General features: G+C 59.4%; 15 protein-coding genes and 1 pseudogene. 12 read left to right on the top strand and 4 right to left on the bottom strand.

What is annotated here, in order from left to right; all coding sequences use genetic code 11:
* Positions 1-50 precede the first annotated feature (50 nt).
* Genes FHW68_RS09955 through FHW68_RS09945 form a run of 3 tightly spaced genes read left to right on the top strand, consistent with a single transcriptional unit; the run spans position 51 to position 2,418 of the window.
* A complete protein-coding gene (locus tag FHW68_RS09955) occupies positions 51-803 on the top strand; it encodes a 5-oxoprolinase subunit PxpA (protein ID WP_183680217.1) in 753 nt (250 codons plus the stop codon).
* Positions 800-1,504 carry a 5-oxoprolinase subunit PxpB gene (gene pxpB, locus FHW68_RS09950; protein ID WP_183680215.1) on the top strand — a complete coding sequence of 235 codons (705 nt, stop codon included), beginning with the start codon at positions 800-802 and terminating at the stop codon, positions 1,502-1,504. The genes FHW68_RS09955 and pxpB overlap by 4 nt, the downstream gene beginning before the upstream one ends.
* Positions 1,501-2,418, top strand: a complete 918-nt coding sequence (locus FHW68_RS09945) for a biotin-dependent carboxyltransferase family protein (RefSeq protein WP_183680213.1) — start codon at positions 1,501-1,503, stop codon at positions 2,416-2,418. The genes pxpB and FHW68_RS09945 overlap by 4 nt, the downstream gene beginning before the upstream one ends.
* 145 nt (positions 2,419-2,563) lie before the next feature.
* Here FHW68_RS09945 and FHW68_RS09940 read toward each other — a convergent pair whose 3' ends face one another.
* Both FHW68_RS09940 and FHW68_RS09935 read right to left on the bottom strand, forming a co-directional pair.
* Positions 2,564-3,742: a VWA domain-containing protein gene (locus FHW68_RS09940; protein WP_008067571.1), complete on the bottom strand. Its 1,179-nt coding sequence runs from the start codon at positions 3,740-3,742 to the stop codon at positions 2,564-2,566.
* A 24-nt stretch (positions 3,743-3,766) separates the two neighbouring features.
* On the bottom strand, positions 3,767-4,612 hold the full coding sequence (locus FHW68_RS09935) for a MoxR family ATPase (protein WP_095630933.1): 846 nt from the start codon (positions 4,610-4,612) through the stop codon (positions 3,767-3,769).
* Between the two features lie 161 nt (positions 4,613-4,773).
* Here FHW68_RS09935 and FHW68_RS09930 point away from each other — a divergent pair.
* Positions 4,774-5,021: pseudogene (locus FHW68_RS09930) on the top strand (hypothetical protein); the annotation flags it as partial.
* On the opposite strand, the gene FHW68_RS09925 reads toward FHW68_RS09930, so the two are convergent.
* A complete protein-coding gene (locus tag FHW68_RS09925; RefSeq protein ID WP_183680211.1) occupies positions 5,018-6,094 on the bottom strand; it encodes a DUF748 domain-containing protein in 1,077 nt (358 codons plus the stop codon). The pseudogene FHW68_RS09930 and the gene FHW68_RS09925 sit on opposite strands and share 4 nt — an antisense overlap.
* A 126-nt stretch (positions 6,095-6,220) precedes the next feature.
* Between FHW68_RS09925 and cysK the strand changes: the two genes are divergently transcribed.
* Together cysK and FHW68_RS09915 are read left to right on the top strand one after the other, a co-directional pair.
* Positions 6,221-7,195 (top strand): cysteine synthase A, encoded by a 975-nt coding sequence (cysK, locus tag FHW68_RS09920; RefSeq protein ID WP_095630931.1) that lies wholly within the window; start codon positions 6,221-6,223, stop codon positions 7,193-7,195.
* 212 nt (positions 7,196-7,407) lie between these two features.
* Positions 7,408-8,346 carry an aspartyl/asparaginyl beta-hydroxylase domain-containing protein gene (locus FHW68_RS09915; protein WP_183680210.1) on the top strand — a complete coding sequence of 313 codons (939 nt, stop codon included), beginning with the start codon at positions 7,408-7,410 and terminating at the stop codon, positions 8,344-8,346.
* A 230-nt stretch (positions 8,347-8,576) separates the two neighbouring features.
* Here FHW68_RS09915 and FHW68_RS09910 read toward each other — a convergent pair whose 3' ends face one another.
* Positions 8,577-9,485, bottom strand: coding sequence for a DMT family transporter (locus FHW68_RS09910; protein ID WP_183680208.1), 909 nt, complete (start codon positions 9,483-9,485; stop codon positions 8,577-8,579).
* 128 nt (positions 9,486-9,613) lie between these two features.
* Here FHW68_RS09910 and aceK point away from each other — a divergent pair, with 128 nt between their 5' ends.
* The 6 genes from aceK to FHW68_RS09880 all read left to right on the top strand — a co-directional run bounded on the left by aceK (position 9,614) and on the right by FHW68_RS09880 (position 19,576).
* The gene (gene aceK, locus FHW68_RS09905) at positions 9,614-11,335 is read left to right on the top strand and encodes a bifunctional isocitrate dehydrogenase kinase/phosphatase (RefSeq protein ID WP_183680206.1); all 1,722 of its coding nucleotides are present in this window, start codon (positions 9,614-9,616) and stop codon (positions 11,333-11,335) included.
* Positions 11,336-11,529: 194 nt separating this feature from the next.
* Complete coding sequence (gene hrpA, locus FHW68_RS09900; RefSeq protein ID WP_183680204.1) at positions 11,530-15,441, top strand: ATP-dependent RNA helicase HrpA; 3,912 nt, start codon at positions 11,530-11,532, stop codon at positions 15,439-15,441.
* Positions 15,442-15,782: 341 nt separating this feature from the next.
* Entirely contained in the window at positions 15,783-16,904 is a 1,122-nt protein-coding gene (locus FHW68_RS09895; protein WP_095630914.1) for a beta-ketoacyl-ACP synthase III, read from the top strand.
* A gap of 249 nt (positions 16,905-17,153) precedes the next feature.
* Positions 17,154-17,768 (top strand): RNA polymerase sigma factor, encoded by a 615-nt coding sequence (locus FHW68_RS09890; protein ID WP_095630913.1) that lies wholly within the window; start codon positions 17,154-17,156, stop codon positions 17,766-17,768.
* A complete protein-coding gene (locus FHW68_RS09885; RefSeq protein WP_183680202.1) occupies positions 17,762-17,998 on the top strand; it encodes an anti-sigma factor in 237 nt (78 codons plus the stop codon). The genes FHW68_RS09890 and FHW68_RS09885 overlap by 7 nt, the downstream gene beginning before the upstream one ends.
* 234 nt (positions 17,999-18,232) lie before the next feature.
* The gene (locus FHW68_RS09880; RefSeq protein ID WP_095630911.1) at positions 18,233-19,576 is read left to right on the top strand and encodes an OprO/OprP family phosphate-selective porin; all 1,344 of its coding nucleotides are present in this window, start codon (positions 18,233-18,235) and stop codon (positions 19,574-19,576) included.
* Positions 19,577-19,604: the final 28 nt, after the last annotated feature.

Raw genomic sequence — 19,604 nt, 5'->3', positions numbered from 1 at the left:
GGGCACATGTCCTTCAGTTAAGAAGATAAAAGCCTACAGGAGTGTTCACCGTGAACCGCCTGCTATTGAACTGCGACATCGGCGAGAGTTTCGGTAACTGGACCATGGGTCTGGACGCCGAGGTCATGCCCTTCATTGATTGCGCCAACATTGCCTGTGGTTTCCATGCCGGCGACCCGAGCATCATGCGCAAGACCGTCAGCCTGGCCTTGAGCCACGGCGTGCAGATGGGTGCTCATCCGGCCTATCAGGATCTGGTGGGGTTCGGTCGCCGGTCCATGGCTTACACCGCCCAGGAGCTGCAAGATTTGTTGCATTACCAGATCGGCGCCCTCGACGGCATCTGCCGGGCTCAGGGCGGGCGGGTGAGTTACGTCAAACCCCACGGCGCGATGTACAACGACATGATGGCCAACCCTGCGCAATTACGTGCGGTGATTCAGGCCGTGGCGGCCTACGACCGGACGCTGCCATTGATGCTGATGGCGACCCGCGACAACAGTGCCGCGCAGCAACTCGGCGATGAGTACGGCGTAATACTGTGGTTCGAAGCCTTTGCCGATCGCGCTTACGACAGCGCTGGCAGGCTGGTCTCGCGGCAACTGCCGGGCGCGGTGCATCACGATCCCGAAAAAATCATCGAACAGGCGTTGATCATTGCCCGCGGTGACACCCTTACCGCCAGCGATGGCAGTGCCTTGCACTTGCAAGCCAATACCTTGTGCGTACACGGCGACAACGCCAGTTCGGTGGCTGCCGTGCAACGCATTCGCCAAGCCCTGAATCAGCAGAGCGCGTCATGAAACCACGGGTGGAAGTGGTGGCGCTGGATTGCCTGATGGTGCGTCTGTTCGATGAAATCAGCGAGGCCAACATGCCTTGGATGCTCGCCGCCAGCGAGGGTTTGCGGGAGGCATTCGGCAACCATTTGATCGATCTGGTGCCGTCTTACACGACACTGATGGTGCATTACGATCTGATGGCGCTGAACCCGACCCAGGCGCGGGAATTGATTGCTGAGGCCTTGATCGATCTGTCGCCCAACGCTCGGGCCAAAGGTAAATGCCATGTGTTGCCGGTCTGGTATGACCTGAGCGTCGGGCCGGAACTGACCTTGCTGTCCCGGCGCAGCGGATTGACGGTGCCAGAGGTGATCCATCGCCACAGTGAACACGAGTATCAGGTGTTCGCATTGGGCTTCGCACCCGGCTTCGCTTTCATGGGCTTGGTGGAGGAAATATTGGCTGCACCGCGTCTGAATACTCCGCGTAAAAAAGTGGCGGCCGGCAGTGTCGGCATCGCCGAACGCCAGACGGCGGCTTATCCGCTGGTATCCCCCGGCGGCTGGAACCTGATCGGCCGCACCCCCGCCAAATTGTTCGACCGCGAGCGCGATGGCTACAGCCTGTTGCAACCGGGCGACACGGTACGCTTCGAAGCGGTCAGCCATGCCGAGTTCATCAACCTGGGCGGTGACGATACGCCGTTGGAGACCCTGGCATGAGCCGACTGACGATTGAAGCAAGCACACCGCTGTGCCTGTTGCAGGACGCCGGGCGGTTTGGCGTGCGGCATCTGGGCGTGACCCAGGGCGGGGCGGCGGATTGGCGGTCGATGTCGTGGGCCAATTGGCTGCTGGGCAATGGGCTGGACGCGTCGGTGATCGAAATCACCCTCGGCGGGTTTACGGTCGTTGCCCAGGACGATTGCGTGCTGGCATTGGCCGGGGCGGATCTGGGGGCGCAAGTGGATGGCGAGGCGTTGGCGCCGTGGCGCAGTTTCAGGCTGAACCAAGGTCAGCGATTGCAATTCACCCGGCCGCTGCTGGGTGCTCGAGCTTATTTGGCGGCCCCGGGCGGATTTGATGCACCAAAGGTGTTGGGCAGTTGTGCAACAGTGGTCCGTGAGGAACTCGGTGGGCTGGATGGCATGGGGCGGGCGCTGGCCAAAGAGGCGCAGTTGAGCTACTCGGGAAACTCGCTGCTACTGCTGCGGGAGTTGGCGCCTGAACAAGTGCCCGATTTCCAACTCAATGCGCCGCTGGACCTGGTGCTCGGTGCACAGATCGGCAAGTTCAGCGGGCAGAGTTTGTTCGACGCGTTCAACAGCGTCTGGACCCTCGACAGCCGCGCCGATCGCATGGGCATTCGTCTGTTGGGAACGGCGTTGCAGTATCAGGGCAAGCCGATGATCTCCGAAGGCATCCCGCTGGGCGCGGTCCAGGTGCCGCCGGACGGGCAGCCGATCGTGTTGCTCAATGATCGGCAGACCATTGGTGGTTATCCACGCCTGGGGGCGTTGACGCCGTTGGCCTTGGCGCGATTGGCGCAGTGTTTGCCCGGGGCGAAGGTGCGGTTGAGGCCGGTGGTGCAGGATGTGGCGCATCGGGAACAGGTCGAGTATTTGCGACGGTTTTAATTGTGGCGAGGGGGCTTGCCCCCGTTCGGCTGCGCAGCAGTCGTAGAACCATTGCATGTGGTATGTCTGATACATCGCGATTGCAAGTTTCAGGGTCGCTTCGCAACCCAACGGGGGCAAGCCCCCTCGCCACAGGTGCAAGGCTTTACTTGGACAAAAACCGCATCCCTTCCTCCAACCCCCGCAACGTCAGCGGATACATCTGGTCATCAATCAAGTCCCGCACGATGTTGGTCGACGAGGTATAGCCCCAAGTGTCTTTCGGGTATGGGTTGATCCAGATGAGCTTCTTGTACTTTTCCTTGAAGCGCTGCATCCACACGTACCCGGCTTCTTCATTCCAGTGCTCGACGCTGCCACCGGCCTGGGTGATTTCATAGGGCGCCATGGCGGCGTCGCCGATGAAGATCACCTTGTAGTCGGCGCCGTACTTGTGCAGCAGGTCCTGGGTGGCGGTGCGCTCGGAGGTACGACGCATGTTGTTCTTCCACACCGATTCATAAATGAAGTTGTGAAAGTAGAAGTACTCCAGATGCTTGAACTCGGTCTTGCAGGCCGAGAACAGTTCTTCGCAGATCTTCACGTGGGCGTCCATCGAGCCGCCGATGTCGAACAGCAACAGCAGTTTGACGGTGTTGCGGCGCTCCGGACGCATCTGGATGTTCAACAGCCCGGCATCGCGAGCGGTGTGGTCGATGGTGCCGTCGATGTCCAGTTCTTCCGCCGCGCCCTGACGAGCGAATTTGCGCAGGCGCCGCAGGGCTACCTTGATGTTGCGCGTGCCCAGTTCGACCGAATCGTCGAGGTTCTTGTACTCGCGCTGATCCCAGACTTTGACCGCTTTGCCTTGGCGCTTGCCAGCATCGCCGACCCGAATGCCTTCCGGGTTGAAGCCACCGGAGCCGAATGGGCTGGTGCCGCCGGTACCGATCCATTTGTTGCCGCCGGCATGGCGTTCTTTCTGTTCTTCCAGGCGCTTCTTGAACTCTTCGATGAGTTTATCCAGGCCACCCAGGGACTGGATCGCGGCCCGCTCTTCATCGGTCAGGGAACGCTCGAATTCCTTGCGCAGCCAGTCTTCGGGAATCAACGCCTGGAGGTGATCGTCGAGTTTTTCCAGACCTTTGAAATAGGCACCGAAGGCCCGGTCGAATTTGTCGAAATGCTTTTCGTCCTTCACCAGGATCGCCCGCGACAAGTAGTAAAACTCGTCCATGTCGGCGAAAGTCACGCGCTGTTTCAGCGCGTTGATCAGGTCCAGCAGCTCACGTACCGAGACCGGCACCTTGGCGGCGCGCATTTCATTGAACAGATTGAGTAGCATGGCAATCGCCTCTTCTATCGGGGCTTAGCGAGTGCCGCGACGGCTCATGAACGCCAGACGCTCAAGCAATTGCACGTCCTGTTCGTTCTTCACCAAGGCGCCGGCCAGTGGCGGAATGGCCTTGGTCGGATCGCGCTCGCGCAGCACCGCTTCGCCGATGTTGTCGGCCATCAGTAGCTTCAGCCAGTCCACCAGTTCAGAGGTCGATGGCTTCTTCTTCAGGCCCGGCACCTTGCGCACGTCGAAGAACACGTCCAGCGCTTCGCTGACCAGGTCTTTCTTGATGTCCGGGTAATGCACGTCGACGATCTGCTGCATCGTGACGCGATCCGGGAAGGCGATGTAGTGAAAGAAGCAGCGGCGCAGGAAGGCGTCCGGCAGCTCTTTCTCGTTGTTGGAAGTAATGATGATGATCGGGCGTTTCTTGGCCTTGATGGTCTCGTCGATCTCGTAAACGTAGAACTCCATCTTGTCGAGTTCTTGCAGCAGGTCGTTGGGGAACTCGATGTCGGCCTTGTCGATTTCATCGATCAGCAAGATCACTCGTTCTTCCGATTCGAACGCTTCCCAGAGCTTGCCCTTTTTCAAGTAGTTGCGAACGTCGTGGACCTTTTCCGTGCCCAGCTGCGAGTCCCGCAGGCGGCTGACCGCGTCGTACTCGTACAGGCCTTGATGCGCTTTGGTGGTGGACTTGATGTGCCAGGTAATCAACTTGGCGCCGAAAGACTCGGCCAGTTGTTCGGCAAGCATGGTCTTGCCGGTGCCCGGCTCGCCCTTGACCAGCAGTGGCCGCTCCAGGGTGATGGCGGCGTTGACCGCCAGCTTCAGGTCATCGGTGGCGACGTAGGCCTGGGTGCCTTCGAACTTCATCTGCTAATCCTCGAACGGTAACGCCGACCTGAGCGAGGCAGGGCGGGGCGCAATAAATGGTCAGGCTCGACTATAACGCGCTGCCCGGTCGACTGTGAACGCAGACGGCTTATTCAGTCTCTGAATGGGGCGTCACATCTTGACTCAGTCTCGGCCGCTAGCGTGATCTGCGTTCGTACCCGGGGTTGCAACCCTTGCTGGAGGGGCATGCTTTTGAAGGCGCCGCTTTGGGTGACGATGGCTGGAGCGTGGAATGGCCCGCAGTATCAGTCGCTACAGCAGTGGTCGTGAAGCGGTGCCGCGGTCATTGGCGCTGGCCTGTCTGGGCTGGGACTTTCTGCAACAACAATCAAACCCGGCGCGGGCGGCGCAGGACACCGGTCGCTACACCGTCACACGTAAATCCTAGTCTGTATCCGGCTTGGGCCGTTCGTACTGGGCATTGAAGGCCTCGATAAAACCATTACGCAAAATCTGCAAAAAAGCTTCGAATGCGCTGATATCTTTCTGATGCACGCTCCCCCTGAGCTGGACGCGCGTGGCGAACTGGTTTTTCGGCTGGTTCTTCAGCACGTTCTCGGTGCCACCGACGAGTGCTTCCCAGATGGAACGGAATATTCCTTTGTTCTTGTTCTCCACATCCTGTTGCCAATTGAACACATCGACGTTACGCAATAGCGGCTTGATGTAGCCAGTGAGTTGGCCCTTGTTGGCTTCGGCTTCGATGACCACGTCGCCATGGCCGGCATTGAAGTCGAACTTGCCGTAGGCCGAGGCGAAGTCGTTCATGCGTTTGAGCTCGAGGTTCCGGGCGCGCAGGCGGAATTCGAAGTCTTCGAAATTGCTCAGCGGGTCGAAGGTGGCCACGGTTTCCAGCGGTGCATGTCCCAGCAACAGCGCCTTGCCCTCGAAGCGGGCGTCGCGTTTGCCCTTGTTGTCGACCACGTTGGTCAGGTTGTAGATGCTGGCATTGACCTGGGTGGCATTCATATTCACGGGCGGTTTCGAATTGAAGTTGCGAAAGGTGATGCGCCCGTCGTTGATCCGCACTTCGTCCAAGGTGATCGGCAGCAGTTTTTCCAGTTGTGCCCGCCAGTCGGTGCCCTGGCCGGTCTGGGAATTCTTCTTGTTGGCACCGCCGTCGACGAAGTTCACTTCGGGTTTGTCGAACTGCGCCTCGGCCACCACGGCATGGTCGTACCAGAGCGAATGCCAGCTGACGGAGAGGTCAATCAAGGGCGCGTTAACGAAAGGCACGGGGACCTTGCCATTGACCTTGACGATTTTCAGCCCGTTGATCTTGTAGGCGCCGCGCCACAGGGCCAGGTCTACATCGGTAATCTGACCGCTGTAGTCACCCATGTCCGCCAGTTTCTCGTTGAGGTAATCGCGCACCAGATAGGGGAGCGCGATATGCAGCGCAACCAGCAGCACAACAAGGCCCGCGAGGATCCACAGAGGCCAACGGTATCGACGCTTCATGACGGCAATTCTCTGGCGGTATAAAGCGATTGACTGCGGGGGTTGGCGGACGTTCGACCGACTGGACGACCACGGGTAACAGGCATACCTTGGATAGCTAATTCAACGCTGTATAAGGACCCAGCCATGAGCCGTATTTATGCTGACAACGCCCATTCCATTGGCAATACGCCGCTGGTTCAGATCAACCGTATCGCCCCGCGCGGTGTCACCATCCTGGCCAAGATCGAAGGGCGCAACCCCGGTTACTCGGTCAAGTGCCGGATCGGCGCGAACATGATCTGGGAGGGCGAAAGCAGCGGAAAACTCAAGCCCGGCATGACCATCATCGAGCCGACTTCGGGCAATACCGGCATCGGCCTGGCGTTCGTTGCCGCTGCCCGCGGTTACCGACTGGTATTGACCATGCCTGCGTCCATGAGCATCGAGCGGCGCAAGGTGCTCAAAGCCCTTGGCGCCGAACTGGTGTTGACGGAACCGGCCAAAGGCATGAAAGGCGCGATCGAGAAAGCCGCCGAAATCCTCGCCAGCGATCCATCGACCTACTTCATGCCGGCGCAGTTCGAAAACCCGGCCAACCCGGCCATCCACGAAAAAACCACCGGGCCGGAAATCTGGAATGACACCGACGGTGCGGTCGACGTACTGGTGGCGGGGGTCGGAACAGGTGGAACCATTACCGGGGTTTCGCGGTATATCAAGCATACCCAGCACAAACCGATAATCTCGGTGGCGGTGGAGCCGGCGGTGTCTCCGGTCATTACCCAGGCGATGGCTGGAGAAGAGATCAAACCGAGCCCTCACAAAATCCAGGGCATCGGCGCTGGTTTTGTGCCGAAGAACCTGGACCTGTCGATGGTCGATCGGGTCGAACTGGTCAGCGACGAAGAGTCCAAGGCGATGGCCCTGCGCCTGATGCAGGAAGAAGGGATTTTGAGCGGTATCTCGTGCGGCGCCGCCATGGCAGCGGCTGTGCGTCTGGCCGAAACTCCCGAAATGCAGGGCAAGACCATCGTGGTGATTCTGCCCGACTCTGGCGAGCGCTACTTGTCGAGCATGCTGTTCAGTGATCTGTTTACCGACCAGGAAAATCAGCAATAACATTTACGCTCGCTCCAACTCCTTGTCACAGGGGGTGATTCAGTTCAGCCCCCGTTCAGGAACCTTGTGTTAACAAGTGTTTGTTGCGTAATCCTTAACACTGAATCTTGGATAAGGCGGGTATTTCCCCAGGCCTGTAATGTGGATAATGGCCGACTGCCACGTCGGGTAAATGGCGTTGTGCAAAGTTACCTACTATCAAGGAGTTGTAGATGAACTTTTCCTTTGTCGCGAAGGCATCGGTGTTGTTGCTGTTTCTCGGCAGCACGCTCTATGTACACTTGCGTGGCAAGGCGCGTTTGCCGGTTCTGCGTCAATTCGTCAACCATTCGGCCCTGTTCGCACCGTATAACGCCCTGATGTATCTGTTCTCCAGCGTGCCATCCAAACCCTATCTGGACCGCAGCAAGTTCCCCGAACTGAATATACTCAGGGACAATTGGGAAGTTATTCGCGACGAAGCCATGCATTTGTTTGACGAGGGCTACATCCGCGCTGCCGAAATGAACAACGACGCTGGTTTCGGCTCGTTCTTCAAAAAGGGCTGGAAGCGTTTTTATCTCAAGTGGTACGACAAACCACTGCCATCGGCCGAAGCCCTGTGCCCGAAAACCGTGGCGTTGGTCAGCAGTATTCCTAATGTCAAAGGCGCCATGTTTGCGCTACTGCCCGGTGGCAGTCACCTCAACCCGCACCGTGATCCGTTCGGTGGTTCCCTGCGTTATCACTTGGGGCTGTCGACGCCGAATTCCGACGATTGCCGGATCTTCGTCGACGGTCAGGTCTACGCCTGGCGTGATGGCGAAGACGTGATGTTCGATGAAACCTACGTGCACTGGGTCAAGAATGAAACCGAACGAACTCGACTCATTCTGTTCTGCGACATCGAACGGCCGCTGAGCAACCGTCTCATGACCCGCATCAACCGCTCGATCAGCGGCTGGCTGGGACGTGCCACTGCTCCTCAGAACCTTGATGATGAACGCGTTGGCGGGATCAACCAGGCCTACGCCAGGAGCAAGCATTTCAGCGACAAATTCAGTGGTCTGATCAAGCAGTGGAAGCGCCGTAACCCCAAGGCCTACCGCATACTGCGGCCGGTGCTGGCAGTGGCGGTGTTGACGTTGTTGGGGTATTGGCTGTTTGGCTGAGCCCGATGACTGAGTGACCTGTGGCGAGGGGGCTTGCCCCCATTGGGTCGCAAAGCGACCCCAAAACCAGTGATCCCGTTTCTTTCAGAACGAATGCAATGCCTGGTTTACGACTGCTTCGCAGCCGAACGGGGGCGAGCCCCCTCGCCACAGGGATCGTTTCTGCCCGGCTGATCATCGTCGGCCTGGTGTTTGTGTTCCGTAAGAGGTTCATCAGCAACACCACCTCACTACCTGGCAACCACCTCAGGCGCCTTCACCACCGCCGGCTTCAACACCAGCCACAACGCCAGCGCAATCAACACCCCGCCATAAAGGTGCGCCATCGACAGGGGCTCATCCAGCAACAGCGCCCCCCACAACACGCCGAACGGCGGGATCATGAAGGTCACGGTCATTGATTTCACCGGGCCAACCGACGTCAGCAAACGGAAGTAAATAATGTAGGCAAAGGCTGTGCAGACCAAACCCAACCCCAGCAACGACAGCCAGACACTCCAGCCGCCCCAGCTCGCCGGTGGCTGGCTGAGCACGCTGTAGCCAAACAGCGGCAGCAGCAACAACGTCGCGCCGAGCATGCTGCCCAGCGCCGAAAGGCGACTGTCGAGACCGCCGGCATGGTCGAGCCAGCGCCGGGCGAGGAACCCGGCAAAGCCGTAGCAAGTGGTGGCCATCAGGCACGCGAGTGCGCCTGTCAGCAGTTCCAGGTTGAACGCCACCGGCCCGGCACGGGTGAGGATGCCCACGCCGAACAGGCCGAGAAAGACGCCGCTCAACTTGGCGGCGGTGAATTTTTCATGGAAGAACAGACCGCCGATCAATACCCCCATCAAAGGCGTGGTGGCGTTGAAAATCGCTGAGTAACCGGCCGGCAGCACCTGGGCCGCCACGCAATAGAGGGTTGCCGGAATCCCGGAATTAATCATCCCCAGCAGCATCACCGTCTTGAACTTGCCTTTGAAATCCCAGCTGATGCGCATCAGCCCAAGAATCACCAGCAGCCCGACGGCGGCAATCGATACGCGAAAAAAAGCCGTGGGGATTGTGCCAATCACGGGGGCTATAACGCGCATGAACAGAAAACTCGCACCCCAAATGGCGGCAAGCGACAACATACGCAGGATATCGAGGGGGTTCACAGCGCTTTCCTTCCTTGATTGGCGCGCAAGTGTCGCGCCAGTCAGGGCACAAGGCAATGGTTGCGTTGCGTCACACAGGGCCACTAAGCTCAGCCCCAACGACAAGAATAGCCGCCGAGGTTTTACCTATGCCGCAGCAATGGCCAGCCGCCGACATCGCCCGAATGATCCTCGATGGCTTTGACGATTACCGCGAGCATTTCCGTCAGATCACCGACGGCGCCCGGGCCCGCTTCGAACAGGCCCAATGGCAGGAAGCGCAAGCCGCATCGGCGGCGCGGATCAACCTCTACGAAGAAAAGGTCGGCGAAACGGTCGGGCGCTTGCATGCGGCGTTCGCGACCGAGGTGCTGATGGACGTCAGCAACTGGCCGCTGGTCAAAAGCGCTTACATCAGCCTGATCGACCTGCGCTTTGACGATGAGTTGTCCGAGACCTGGTACAACTCGATTTTCTGCGGCCTGTTCAGCCACGACCTGATCAGCGATGGCTGCATGTTCATCCACACCACGCGCCCGAGCCTGCGTCGCGCCCGGGCGGCACAAACCCGCACCTACAAACCGCATGGGCAGTTATCGGGCATGCTCACGAGCATTTTTGCCGACTACCGCTTCAGCGAGGATTATGCCGATCTGGCCGGCGACCTGCGTCGCCTCGAAGTGCAATTGCGCGAGAATCTGCCGGACTGGGTCTGCAAGGACCCGGAGCTGAGCGTCGAACTGTTTTCCTCGGTGCTTTACCGTAACAAGGGCGCCTATCTGGTGGGGCGCATTTACACCCCTGACGAGCAATGGCCACTGGTGATTCCGCTGCTGCATCGCGAAGGCCGGGGCATCCAGATCGATGCGCTGATCACCGACGAGGCGGAGGTGTCGATCATCTTCTCCTTCACCCGTTCCTACTTCATGGTTGATGTGCCAGTGCCGGCGGAATTCATCGGCTTTCTCAAACGCATCCTGCCGGGCAAGCACATTGCCGAGCTGTACACTTCGATCGGCTTCTACAAGCATGGCAAGTCCGAGTTTTATCGCGCGCTGATCAATCACCTGGCCAACACCGACGACCAGTTCATCATGGCCCCCGGCGTGCGCGGCATGGTCATGAGCGTGTTTACCCTGCCGGGCTTCAACACCGTTTTCAAGATCATCAAGGACCGCTTCTCACCGTCGAAAAACGTCGACCGCGCCACGGTGATCGAAAAGTATCGCCTGGTGAAAAGCGTCGACCGGGTCGGGCGCATGGCCGACACCCAAGAGTTCGCCGACTTCCGTTTCCCCTTGAGCAAGTTCGAGCCGGCGTGCCTTGAAGAGTTGCTCGAAGTGGCCGCGTCCACCGTGTCCGTGGAGGACGATACGGTGCTGATTCGCCACTGCTGGACCGAACGCCGGATGACGCCATTGAACCTTTATCTGGAACACGCCAACGAGGCGCAGGTTCGCGAGGCGCTGGAGGATTACGGTCTGGCGATCAAGCAACTGGCAGCGGCGAACATTTTCCCCGGCGACATGTTGTTGAAGAATTTTGGCGTCACCCGTCACGGTCGGGTGGTGTTTTATGACTACGACGAGATCTGTTTCCTGACCGAAGCCAACTTCCGCCATATCCCGCAACCGCGCACGCCGGAAGACGAAATGGCGTCAGAGCCCTGGTACTCGATCGGGCCACTGGATGTGTTTCCTGAAGAGTTTCCGCCGTTTCTGTTCGCCGATTTGGGGCAAAGAAAGTTGTTCGGTCAGTTGCATGGCGAGTTGTACAACGCCGATTACTGGAAGAGTTTGCAGGAGGCGATTCGGGCGGGGAAGGTGATCGATGTGTTCCCGTATCGGCGCAAAGGCCTCGATAACGAGTAACCCGCACCTGACACTGATCGTTCCCACGCTCCGCATGGGAATGCCTCCCCGGACGCTCCGCGTTCGCTCTTGGGACGCAGAGCGTCCCTTGCTGCATTCCCAGGCAGAGCGTGGGAACGATCACACCACCCGCAATCGCTGCCAAATCTGCGACAATCCGCCCCCTGCGCCACTAGACGACTTTTGCGTACCTGATGACTGACGAATCGCCTTCAATCGACAAACTGCTGAAAAACCTCGATCACGCCATGCTCGCCGACCGCCATCGGTTGCGGCGGCAGTTGCTGGAGCTGCGCAAGAAACCTGACGAGGCCAAACTCGCCGAGTGGGTAACACGCACGCAGGCGTCTTGCGATCAGGTGTTGGCACGGCGTGCCAGCCTGCCGGTGATTCGTTACGACGACAGCCTGCCGATCGCCGCCAAGCGCGACGAAATCAAGGAAGCGCTGCTCAAGCATCAGGTGCTGATCATTGCCGGTGAAACCGGGTCGGGTAAAACCACCCAGTTGCCAAAGATCTGCCTGGAAATCGGTCGTGGCCAGCACGGTCTGATCGGCCACACGCAACCCCGTCGAATCGCCGCCCGGAGTGTGGCGAGCCGGGTCGCTGAAGAATTGGCGACGCCGTTGGGCGCACTGGTCGGCTATCAGGTGCGGTTCGAGGATCAGAGCGATGCCAACACCCTGATCAAACTGATGACCGACGGCATCCTGCTGGCGGAAACCCAGAACGACCGCTACCTCGAGCGCTACGACACGATCATCGTCGACGAAGCCCACGAACGCAGCCTGAACATCGACTTCCTGCTCGGTTACCTGAAAACCCTGCTGCCGCGTCGTCCGGACCTGAAAGTCATCATCACCTCGGCCACCATCGACCTGGAGCGTTTCTCCAAACACTTCGACGATGCGCCAATCGTCGAAGTGTCCGGTCGCACCTTTCCGGTAGAAACCTGGTATCGCCCGCTGACTCTTGAGCAGGACGAGGAGGGCAACCGCGTCGAGGATGACCTGACCGTGGATCAGGCGATTCTTGCCGCCCTGGACGAAATTGCCGCGTTCGAACGCAGTGAGCGCAAGAGTCCGGGCGATGTGCTGGTGTTCCTGCCCGGCGAGCGCGAGATTCGCGATGCAGCGGACATGCTGCGCAAGGCTCAGCTCAAACATACCGAGATTCTGCCTTTGTACGCGCGACTGTCGCCGGCCGAGCAACAGCGGATCTTCCAGTCCCACCCCGGACGTCGGGTGGTATTGGCGACCAACGTCGCCGAAACCTCGCTGACGGTGCCGGGCATTCGTTACGTGATCGACAGCGGCACCGCGCGCATCAGCCGCTACAGCTACCGCGCCAAGGTACAGCGCCTGCCCGTCGAAGCCATTTCCCAGGCCAGCGCCAACCAGCGTAAAGGTCGTTGCGGGCGGGTCGAGCCGGGCATTTGCATCCGCCTCTACAGCGAAGAAGATTTCATCGGCCGCCCGGAATTTACCGACCCGGAAATCCTGCGGACCAACCTCGCCGCAGTCATTCTGCAGATGCTTCATCTGCGCCTCGGCGAGATCACCGATTTCCCGTTTATCGAGCCGCCGGATGGCAAGGCCATCAGCGACGGTTTCAACCTGCTGCAAGAGCTCTCGGCGGTGGACCGCAACAGTCAGTTGACGCCGCTTGGTCGCCAACTGGCGCGGCTGCCGGTGGACCCGCGCATGGGCCGAATGCTGCTGGAAGCGGCGAAACTTGGCAGCTTGCAGGAAGTGCTGATCGTCGCCAGCGCCATGTCGATTCAGGACCCGCGCGAACGTCCGCCGGAACGTCAGCAAGCCGCCGATCAAGCTCACGCGCAGTGGAAAGACGTGGACTCGGACTTCGCCGGGCTGGTCAATCTGTGGCGTGGTTTTGAAGAGCAGCGCCAAGCCCTGACGGCCAGCCCGCTGCGCAACTGGTGCCGCAAGAATTTCCTCAATTACCTGCGCCTGCGCGAGTGGCGCGACTCCCATCGTCAGTTGAGCCTGATCTGCCGCGACCTGCAGTTGAGCCTCAACAAGGAGCCGGCGGATTACCCGAAACTGCACAAAGCCGTGCTCTGCGGCCTGCTCAGCCAGATCGGCCAGAAAACCGAAGACGGCGATTACCTCGGTGCCCGTCAGCGGCGCTTCTGGATTCACCCCTCGTCGGGCCTGGGCAAGAAGCGTCCGCAATGGCTGATGACCGCCGAACTGGTGGAAACCACCAAACTCTACGCGCGAATGATCGCCAAGATCGACGCCGACTGGATCGAGCCGCTGGCCGGGCACCTGGTCAAGAAAAACCACTTCGAACCCCACTGGGAGAAGAAGCGCGGACAGGTCGTGGCCTTCGAGCAAATCACCCTGTTCGGGCTGATCGTGGTGGGTCGCCGGCCGGTGCATTACGGGCCGATCGACCCGGTGGTGTCTCGTGAATTGTTTATTCGCGAAGGTCTGGTGCGTGGCGAGATTCAGTCCAGAGCCAAATGTCTGACGGCCAACCAGCGATTGCTGGAGCAGTTGGATGAACTGGAAGCCAAGGCGCGTCGCCGGGACATTCTGGCGGACGAAGAAACCCTGTTCGCCTTCTACGATGCGCGGTTGCCGGCAGAGATTCACCAGAGCGCGACCTTCGACAGTTGGTACCGGGTCAACAGCCAGAAAGACCCGCAGCTGTTGATCATGCGCGAAGAAGACGTGCTGGCCCGCGAAGCCAGCGAAGTCACTGCCGCGCATTACCCGGACACGCTGCACATCGGCGATCTGGAACTGGCCCTCAGTTATCACTTCGAGCCCAACCATCCGCGTGATGGCGTGACCTTGCGCGTGCCAGCGCCGCTGTTGCCGATGCTGCCGCCGGAACGTCTGGAATGGCTGGTGCCAGGGATGATCGAGGCCAAATGCATTGCGCTGGTGCGCAATCTGCCCAAGGCGCTGCGCAAGAATTTCGTGCCAGTGCCGGACTTCGTCAAAGCCGCATTGCAACGCATCACATTTGCCGAGGGCTCATTGCCTCAGGCGCTGGGCCGCGAGTTGCTGCGCATGACCGGTGCGCGGGTTAGCGATGAAGCCTGGGCCGAAGCCTCGCAGCAGGTCGAAAGCCATTTGCGGATGAACCTGGAAATCGTCGACGGTCAGGGCAAGTTCCTCGGCGAAGGCCGTGACCTGACCGAGCTGACCGCACGCTTTGCCGAGGCCAGCCAGGCTGCGTTGGCTGTACCGCAAAGTGCGAAGAGCCAACAACCGGTGGAGCCGAAAGTCTTTGCCGCCGTGGCCGAGAAAACCCGGCAGAAAATCGCCGGGCTATCGATGACGGTGTATCCGGCGCTGGTCGAAGAGGCCGGCACCGTCAAGGAAGGTCGATTCTCGACCCCGGCCGAAGCCGAGTTCCAGCATCGCCGGGCGTTGCAGCGTTTGCTGATGCAGCAACTGGCGGAACCGGCGAAGTTCCTGCGCAGCAAGTTGCCGGGGCTGACCGAGTTGGGCCTGATGTACCGCGACATGGGGCGTGTCGACAGCCTGGTGGAAGACATTCTGCTGGCCAGCCTCGACAGCTGCATTCTTGAGGGCGAAGACCCGTTGCCACGCGATGGCGCCGGGCTGGCGTCGCTGGCCGAGCGCAAACGCGGCGGCTGGACCGAGCACGCTGAGCGGTTGGCCAGGCTGACGCTGGAGATTCTCAAGCTGTGGCACGGCCTGCAAAAACGCTTCAAGGGCAAGATCGACCTGGCGCAAGCCGTGGCCTTGAACGACATCAAGCAGCAGCTCAGCCATCTGGTGTATCCGGGGTTCGTGCGCGAAACGCCGATGCCGTGGCTCAAGGAACTGCCGCGTTACCTCAAGGCCGTCGAGCAACGTTTCGAAAAACTCGGCGCTCAGGTGCAGAAAGACCGGGTCTGGAGCGGTGAATTGTCCGGACTCTGGTCCCAATACCAGACCCGCGCCAACAAACACGCCCAGGAAGGCAAGCGCGATCCGCAGCTGGAGCTCTATCGCTGGTGGCTGGAGGAATATCGGGTCTCGCTGTTCGCGCAGCAATTGGGGACCAAAGTGCCGATCTCCGACAAGCGCCTGAACAAGCAATGGAGCCAGGTCGAGCCCTAAACACGATCCCCTTGATCGCCTGCGGTCTATCGTAGGAGCTGCCGAAGGCTGCGATCTTTTGATCTTCTAGTGTCGCGACAAAGAAAGATCAAAAGATCGCAGCCTTCGGCAGCTCCTACCCGGTATCGCATTACATCGCGCTCTTGCAAAAGGCGCCAAAAGCCAGCGTTTATGGCAAACTTCGCGCCTATAAACGCCAGTCCCGCGGTTTTGAGCCTTCACGGGCCGGGCGGATCGGAATAAAGCGATGCCAGGTTTGCGTCCGGAGCCTGGAATAGACCCTTTGTGTGTTGGTACGTCGGTGCCAACGCTTTCTGCCTGAACGGATTAGAGAAACGACCATGCATAACGTCGTCATCAGCGGCACCGGCCTGTACACCCCGGCCAACAGCATTTCCAACGAAGAGCTGGTGCAGTCTTTCAATGCTTACGTCGCGCTGTTCAATGCCGACAACGCCGACGCCATCGCGCGTGGCGAAATCCAGGCATTGACCGAATCCAGCGCAGCGTTCATCGAAAAAGCTTCCGGCATTAAAAGCCGCTTTGTCATGGACAAGGACGGCATTCTCGATCCGCGACGCATGGCACCACGCCTGCCAGAACGTTCCAACGACGAGTGGTCGGTGCTTTGCCAGATGGCCATCGGCGCGGCCGAGCAAGCCTTGCAGCGTGCCGGCAAGACCGCCGCTGACATCGATGGTGTGATCGTCGCCTGCTCCAACCTGCAACGCGCCTACCCGGCCATCGCCATCGAAGTCCAGGAAGCGCTGGGTATCCAGGGTTTCGGTTTCGACATGAACGTCGCCTGTTCCTCGGCGACCTTCGGCATCCAGGCTGCGGCCAACAGCGTGCAACTGGGCCAGGCCCGGGCGATCCTGATGGTGAACCCGGAAGTCTGCACCGGTCACCTGAATTTCCGCGACCGCGACAGCCACTTCATCTTCGGCGACGCCGCCACCGCAGTGATCATCGAACGTGCCGATCTGGCGACATCCCAATACCAGTTCGATGTGGTCAGCACCAAACTGCTGACCAAGTTCTCCAATAACATTCGCAACAACTTCGGCTTTCTCAACCGCGCTGCGGAAGAGGGCATCGGTGCCCCCGACAAACTGTTCGTGCAGGAAGGCCGCAAGGTGTTCCGCGATGTCTGCCCAATGGTCGCCGAGCTGATTGCCACGCACCTGGAAGAAAACCAGCTCAACGTCAGCGACGTGAAGCGCTTCTGGCTGCATCAGGCCAACCTCAGCATGAACCACCTGATCGTCAAGAAGCTGCTGGGCCGCGAAGCCACCGAAGAAGAAGCCCCGGTGATTCTCGACACCTATGCCAACACCAGTTCCGCCGGTTCGGTGATTTCGTTTCACAAAAACCAGGACGATCTGGTCAGCGGTTCGCTGGCGGTCCTCAGCTCGTTCGGCGCCGGCTACTCGATCGGTAGTGTGATATTGCGCAAGCGCTGATGCTTACATGGCGAGTGAGCTTGTGGTGAGAAGGCTGTCGTGGCGAAGGACTGTTGTGGTGAGAGGGCTGTTGTGGCGAGGGGGCTTGCCCCCGTTCGGCTGCGAAGCAGTCGTAAAACCAGCGCACTCGGTATAACTGATAAGCCGGGGCCGCAGATTTGGGGCGGCTTCGCCACCCAACGGGGGCAAGCCCCCTCGCCACAATGTTGTCTGATGCTGGAGCATCGATGGATCTGAAACGAGGTTTGCATGGCTGCAGCTGACGACACCCGATTGCTCGAACGCCTGCTGGCGGGCGAGCAGAAGGCTTTCAAGGAACTGGTCAGCACTTATCAGAGCGCCATGCGCGCGGTGGCCTATGCCATCGTCGGCAACCGACACGCCGACGAAGTGGTCCAGGACGCCTGGCTGTCGGTGGTGCGCAATCTGGGCGGGTTCGAGGGGCGTTCGAGCCTCAAGACCTGGCTGCTGACCATCACCGCCAATTCGGCCAAGAGCCGCTACAAGCAAAACCGCCGGGAAGTGCTGCTCGATGACCTGCCGTCGCCTCACGGCACCCTCGGTGACGATCGTTTTTCATCGACGGATGGGCATTGGCTGGTGGCGCCGTTCGCCTGGCATCAGGACACGCCAGAGGCGCTGCTGACCGAAAACGAGTTGCGCGAATGTCTGGAGCACACGTTGCTCAGCCTGTCGGAACTGCAGAGCAGTGTCTTGCTGTTGCGTGAACGTCAGGGGCTTGAGTTGGAGCAGATCTGTAATCTTCTGGAGATCTCGCTCTCCAATGCTCGTGTGCTGCTGCATCGGGCACGATTGAAGGTCTTTGCGACCGTGGAGCATTTTGAGGAAACCGGCGAATGTTGACCTGCAAGGAACAAGTGGCGCGCTCCAGTGATTATCTCGATGGCCAATTGAGTTTTCGAGAGCGACTGATGATGCGCCATCATCTGATGTTCTGTCGCCATTGCCGACGGTTCATTCGGCAAATGCGGTTGATGCAGGCCACCCTGAAACTGATGCCTGAACCTTCTGTACCTGATCTGGATGCGCTGGCTGAACGACTCGCCAACGAACGACTGAAGAACAAACCGTAGTTTCCCCGTCCGTAACACACCCCTCCAGCCGCTCTAGCTTGCGGCTTGCAGCTCATCCCTTGATGCTGTTTTTTTGTTATTTCGATTCGAAGTAAAAAAGTTCCCCTGTCATCAAATCTTTATCTATCAGCAACCCGGCTGAAATACCCCGTCTCCAAGATTCCCTCCCAACACAAGCGGGGGCCAAACCCGCGTGTTTCCAAGCTACAGACTACCAATTAGGGGAACTCTTCGATGATCCGTAAGCACTTCGCCGGTTTTGCCGCCAGCGCATTGGCCATGGCAGTAACCGCCCAGGCTTTCGCTGGCACCGTCACCACTGACGGCGCCGATATCGTAGTCAAAACCAAGGGCGGCCTTGAAGTCGCCACCACCGATAAAGAATTCAGCTTCAAACTCGGCGGTCGCTTGCAGGCTGACTACAGCCAGTTCGATGGCGTCTACACCAAAAACGGCGATACCGCTGACGCGGCCTACATCCGTCGTGGGTTCCTGGAGTTGTCTGGTGTGCTGTACACGGATTGGGCCTACAGCATCAACTACGACTTCTCGCATAACAGCGGTGATTCCGATAACGGTTACTTCGACGAAGCGTCGCTGGCCTACAACGGCTTCAAACCGGTCTCGATCAAAGTCGGTCGTTTCGACCCGGACTTCGGCCTGGAAAAAGCCACCAGCTCCAAATGGGTCACTGCGCCAGAACGCAACATGGCGTACGACATGGTCGATTGGGCCAACAGCCACCAGAATGGCCTGGGCCTGCAAGCCTCCAGCACCTTCGCTGATTCGTTCTACGCTTCCGCCGGCGTGTTTAGCAAAGACACCGACGACACTGATGGCAACAGCATTAAACAGGCCAACGGCCGCTTTGTTTTCGCGCCATTGCATGACGCCGGTAACGTGCTGCACTTTGGTGTGAACGTGGCTTCCCGTGACGTCTCGGACACGGCGTTCGACTCGCGTTATCGCACCCGCATGGGCATGCGTGGCGTCGAAACCCTCGGTGGCAACGATGCTGGCACCAACGGCAACCGTCCGGTGCTGGGCGGCAGTTCCTCGTCGCCGGCCGGCTCCTATGACCGTGACGATGCTTACGGCCTGGAAGCCGCATTCGCCATGGGCCCGGCCTCGATTCAGGGTGAATACATCGCCCGCAAAACCAAGGCCGATGACAGCAGCCGTGAAGACATCAAAGGTCACGGTTTCTATGTTCAGGGTGCCTACACCCTCACCGGCGAAGCCCGTGGCTATAAAGTCGGCAAGTTCGATGCGATCAAGCCAGCCAACAAATCTATCGGCGCTTGGGAGCTGTTCTATCGTTACGACAGCTTGACCGTCGAAGACGACAACATCACCACCGCCAGCCTGACCCGCGATGTCGGCGATGCCGAAGCCCAAGTGCACACCCTGGGCGTCAACTGGTACGCCAACGAAGCGGTGAAAATCACTGGCGCCTACCTCAAGGCCAAGACGGACAACGTGACCAATGCCACTGCAGCCAGCGGTACTACCCCGGCACGTCGTACGGGTGATGACAGCGGTGACGGCTTCGTGGTTCGCGCTCAATACGTGTTCTAAATCGCAATAACCGCTGTAAGAGCTCTTT

Source organism: Pseudomonas sp. Tn43 (assembly GCF_014192635.1).
GTDB lineage: Bacteria > Pseudomonadota > Gammaproteobacteria > Pseudomonadales > Pseudomonadaceae > Aquipseudomonas.
This window is presented reverse-complemented; position numbering and strand designations above follow the sequence as displayed.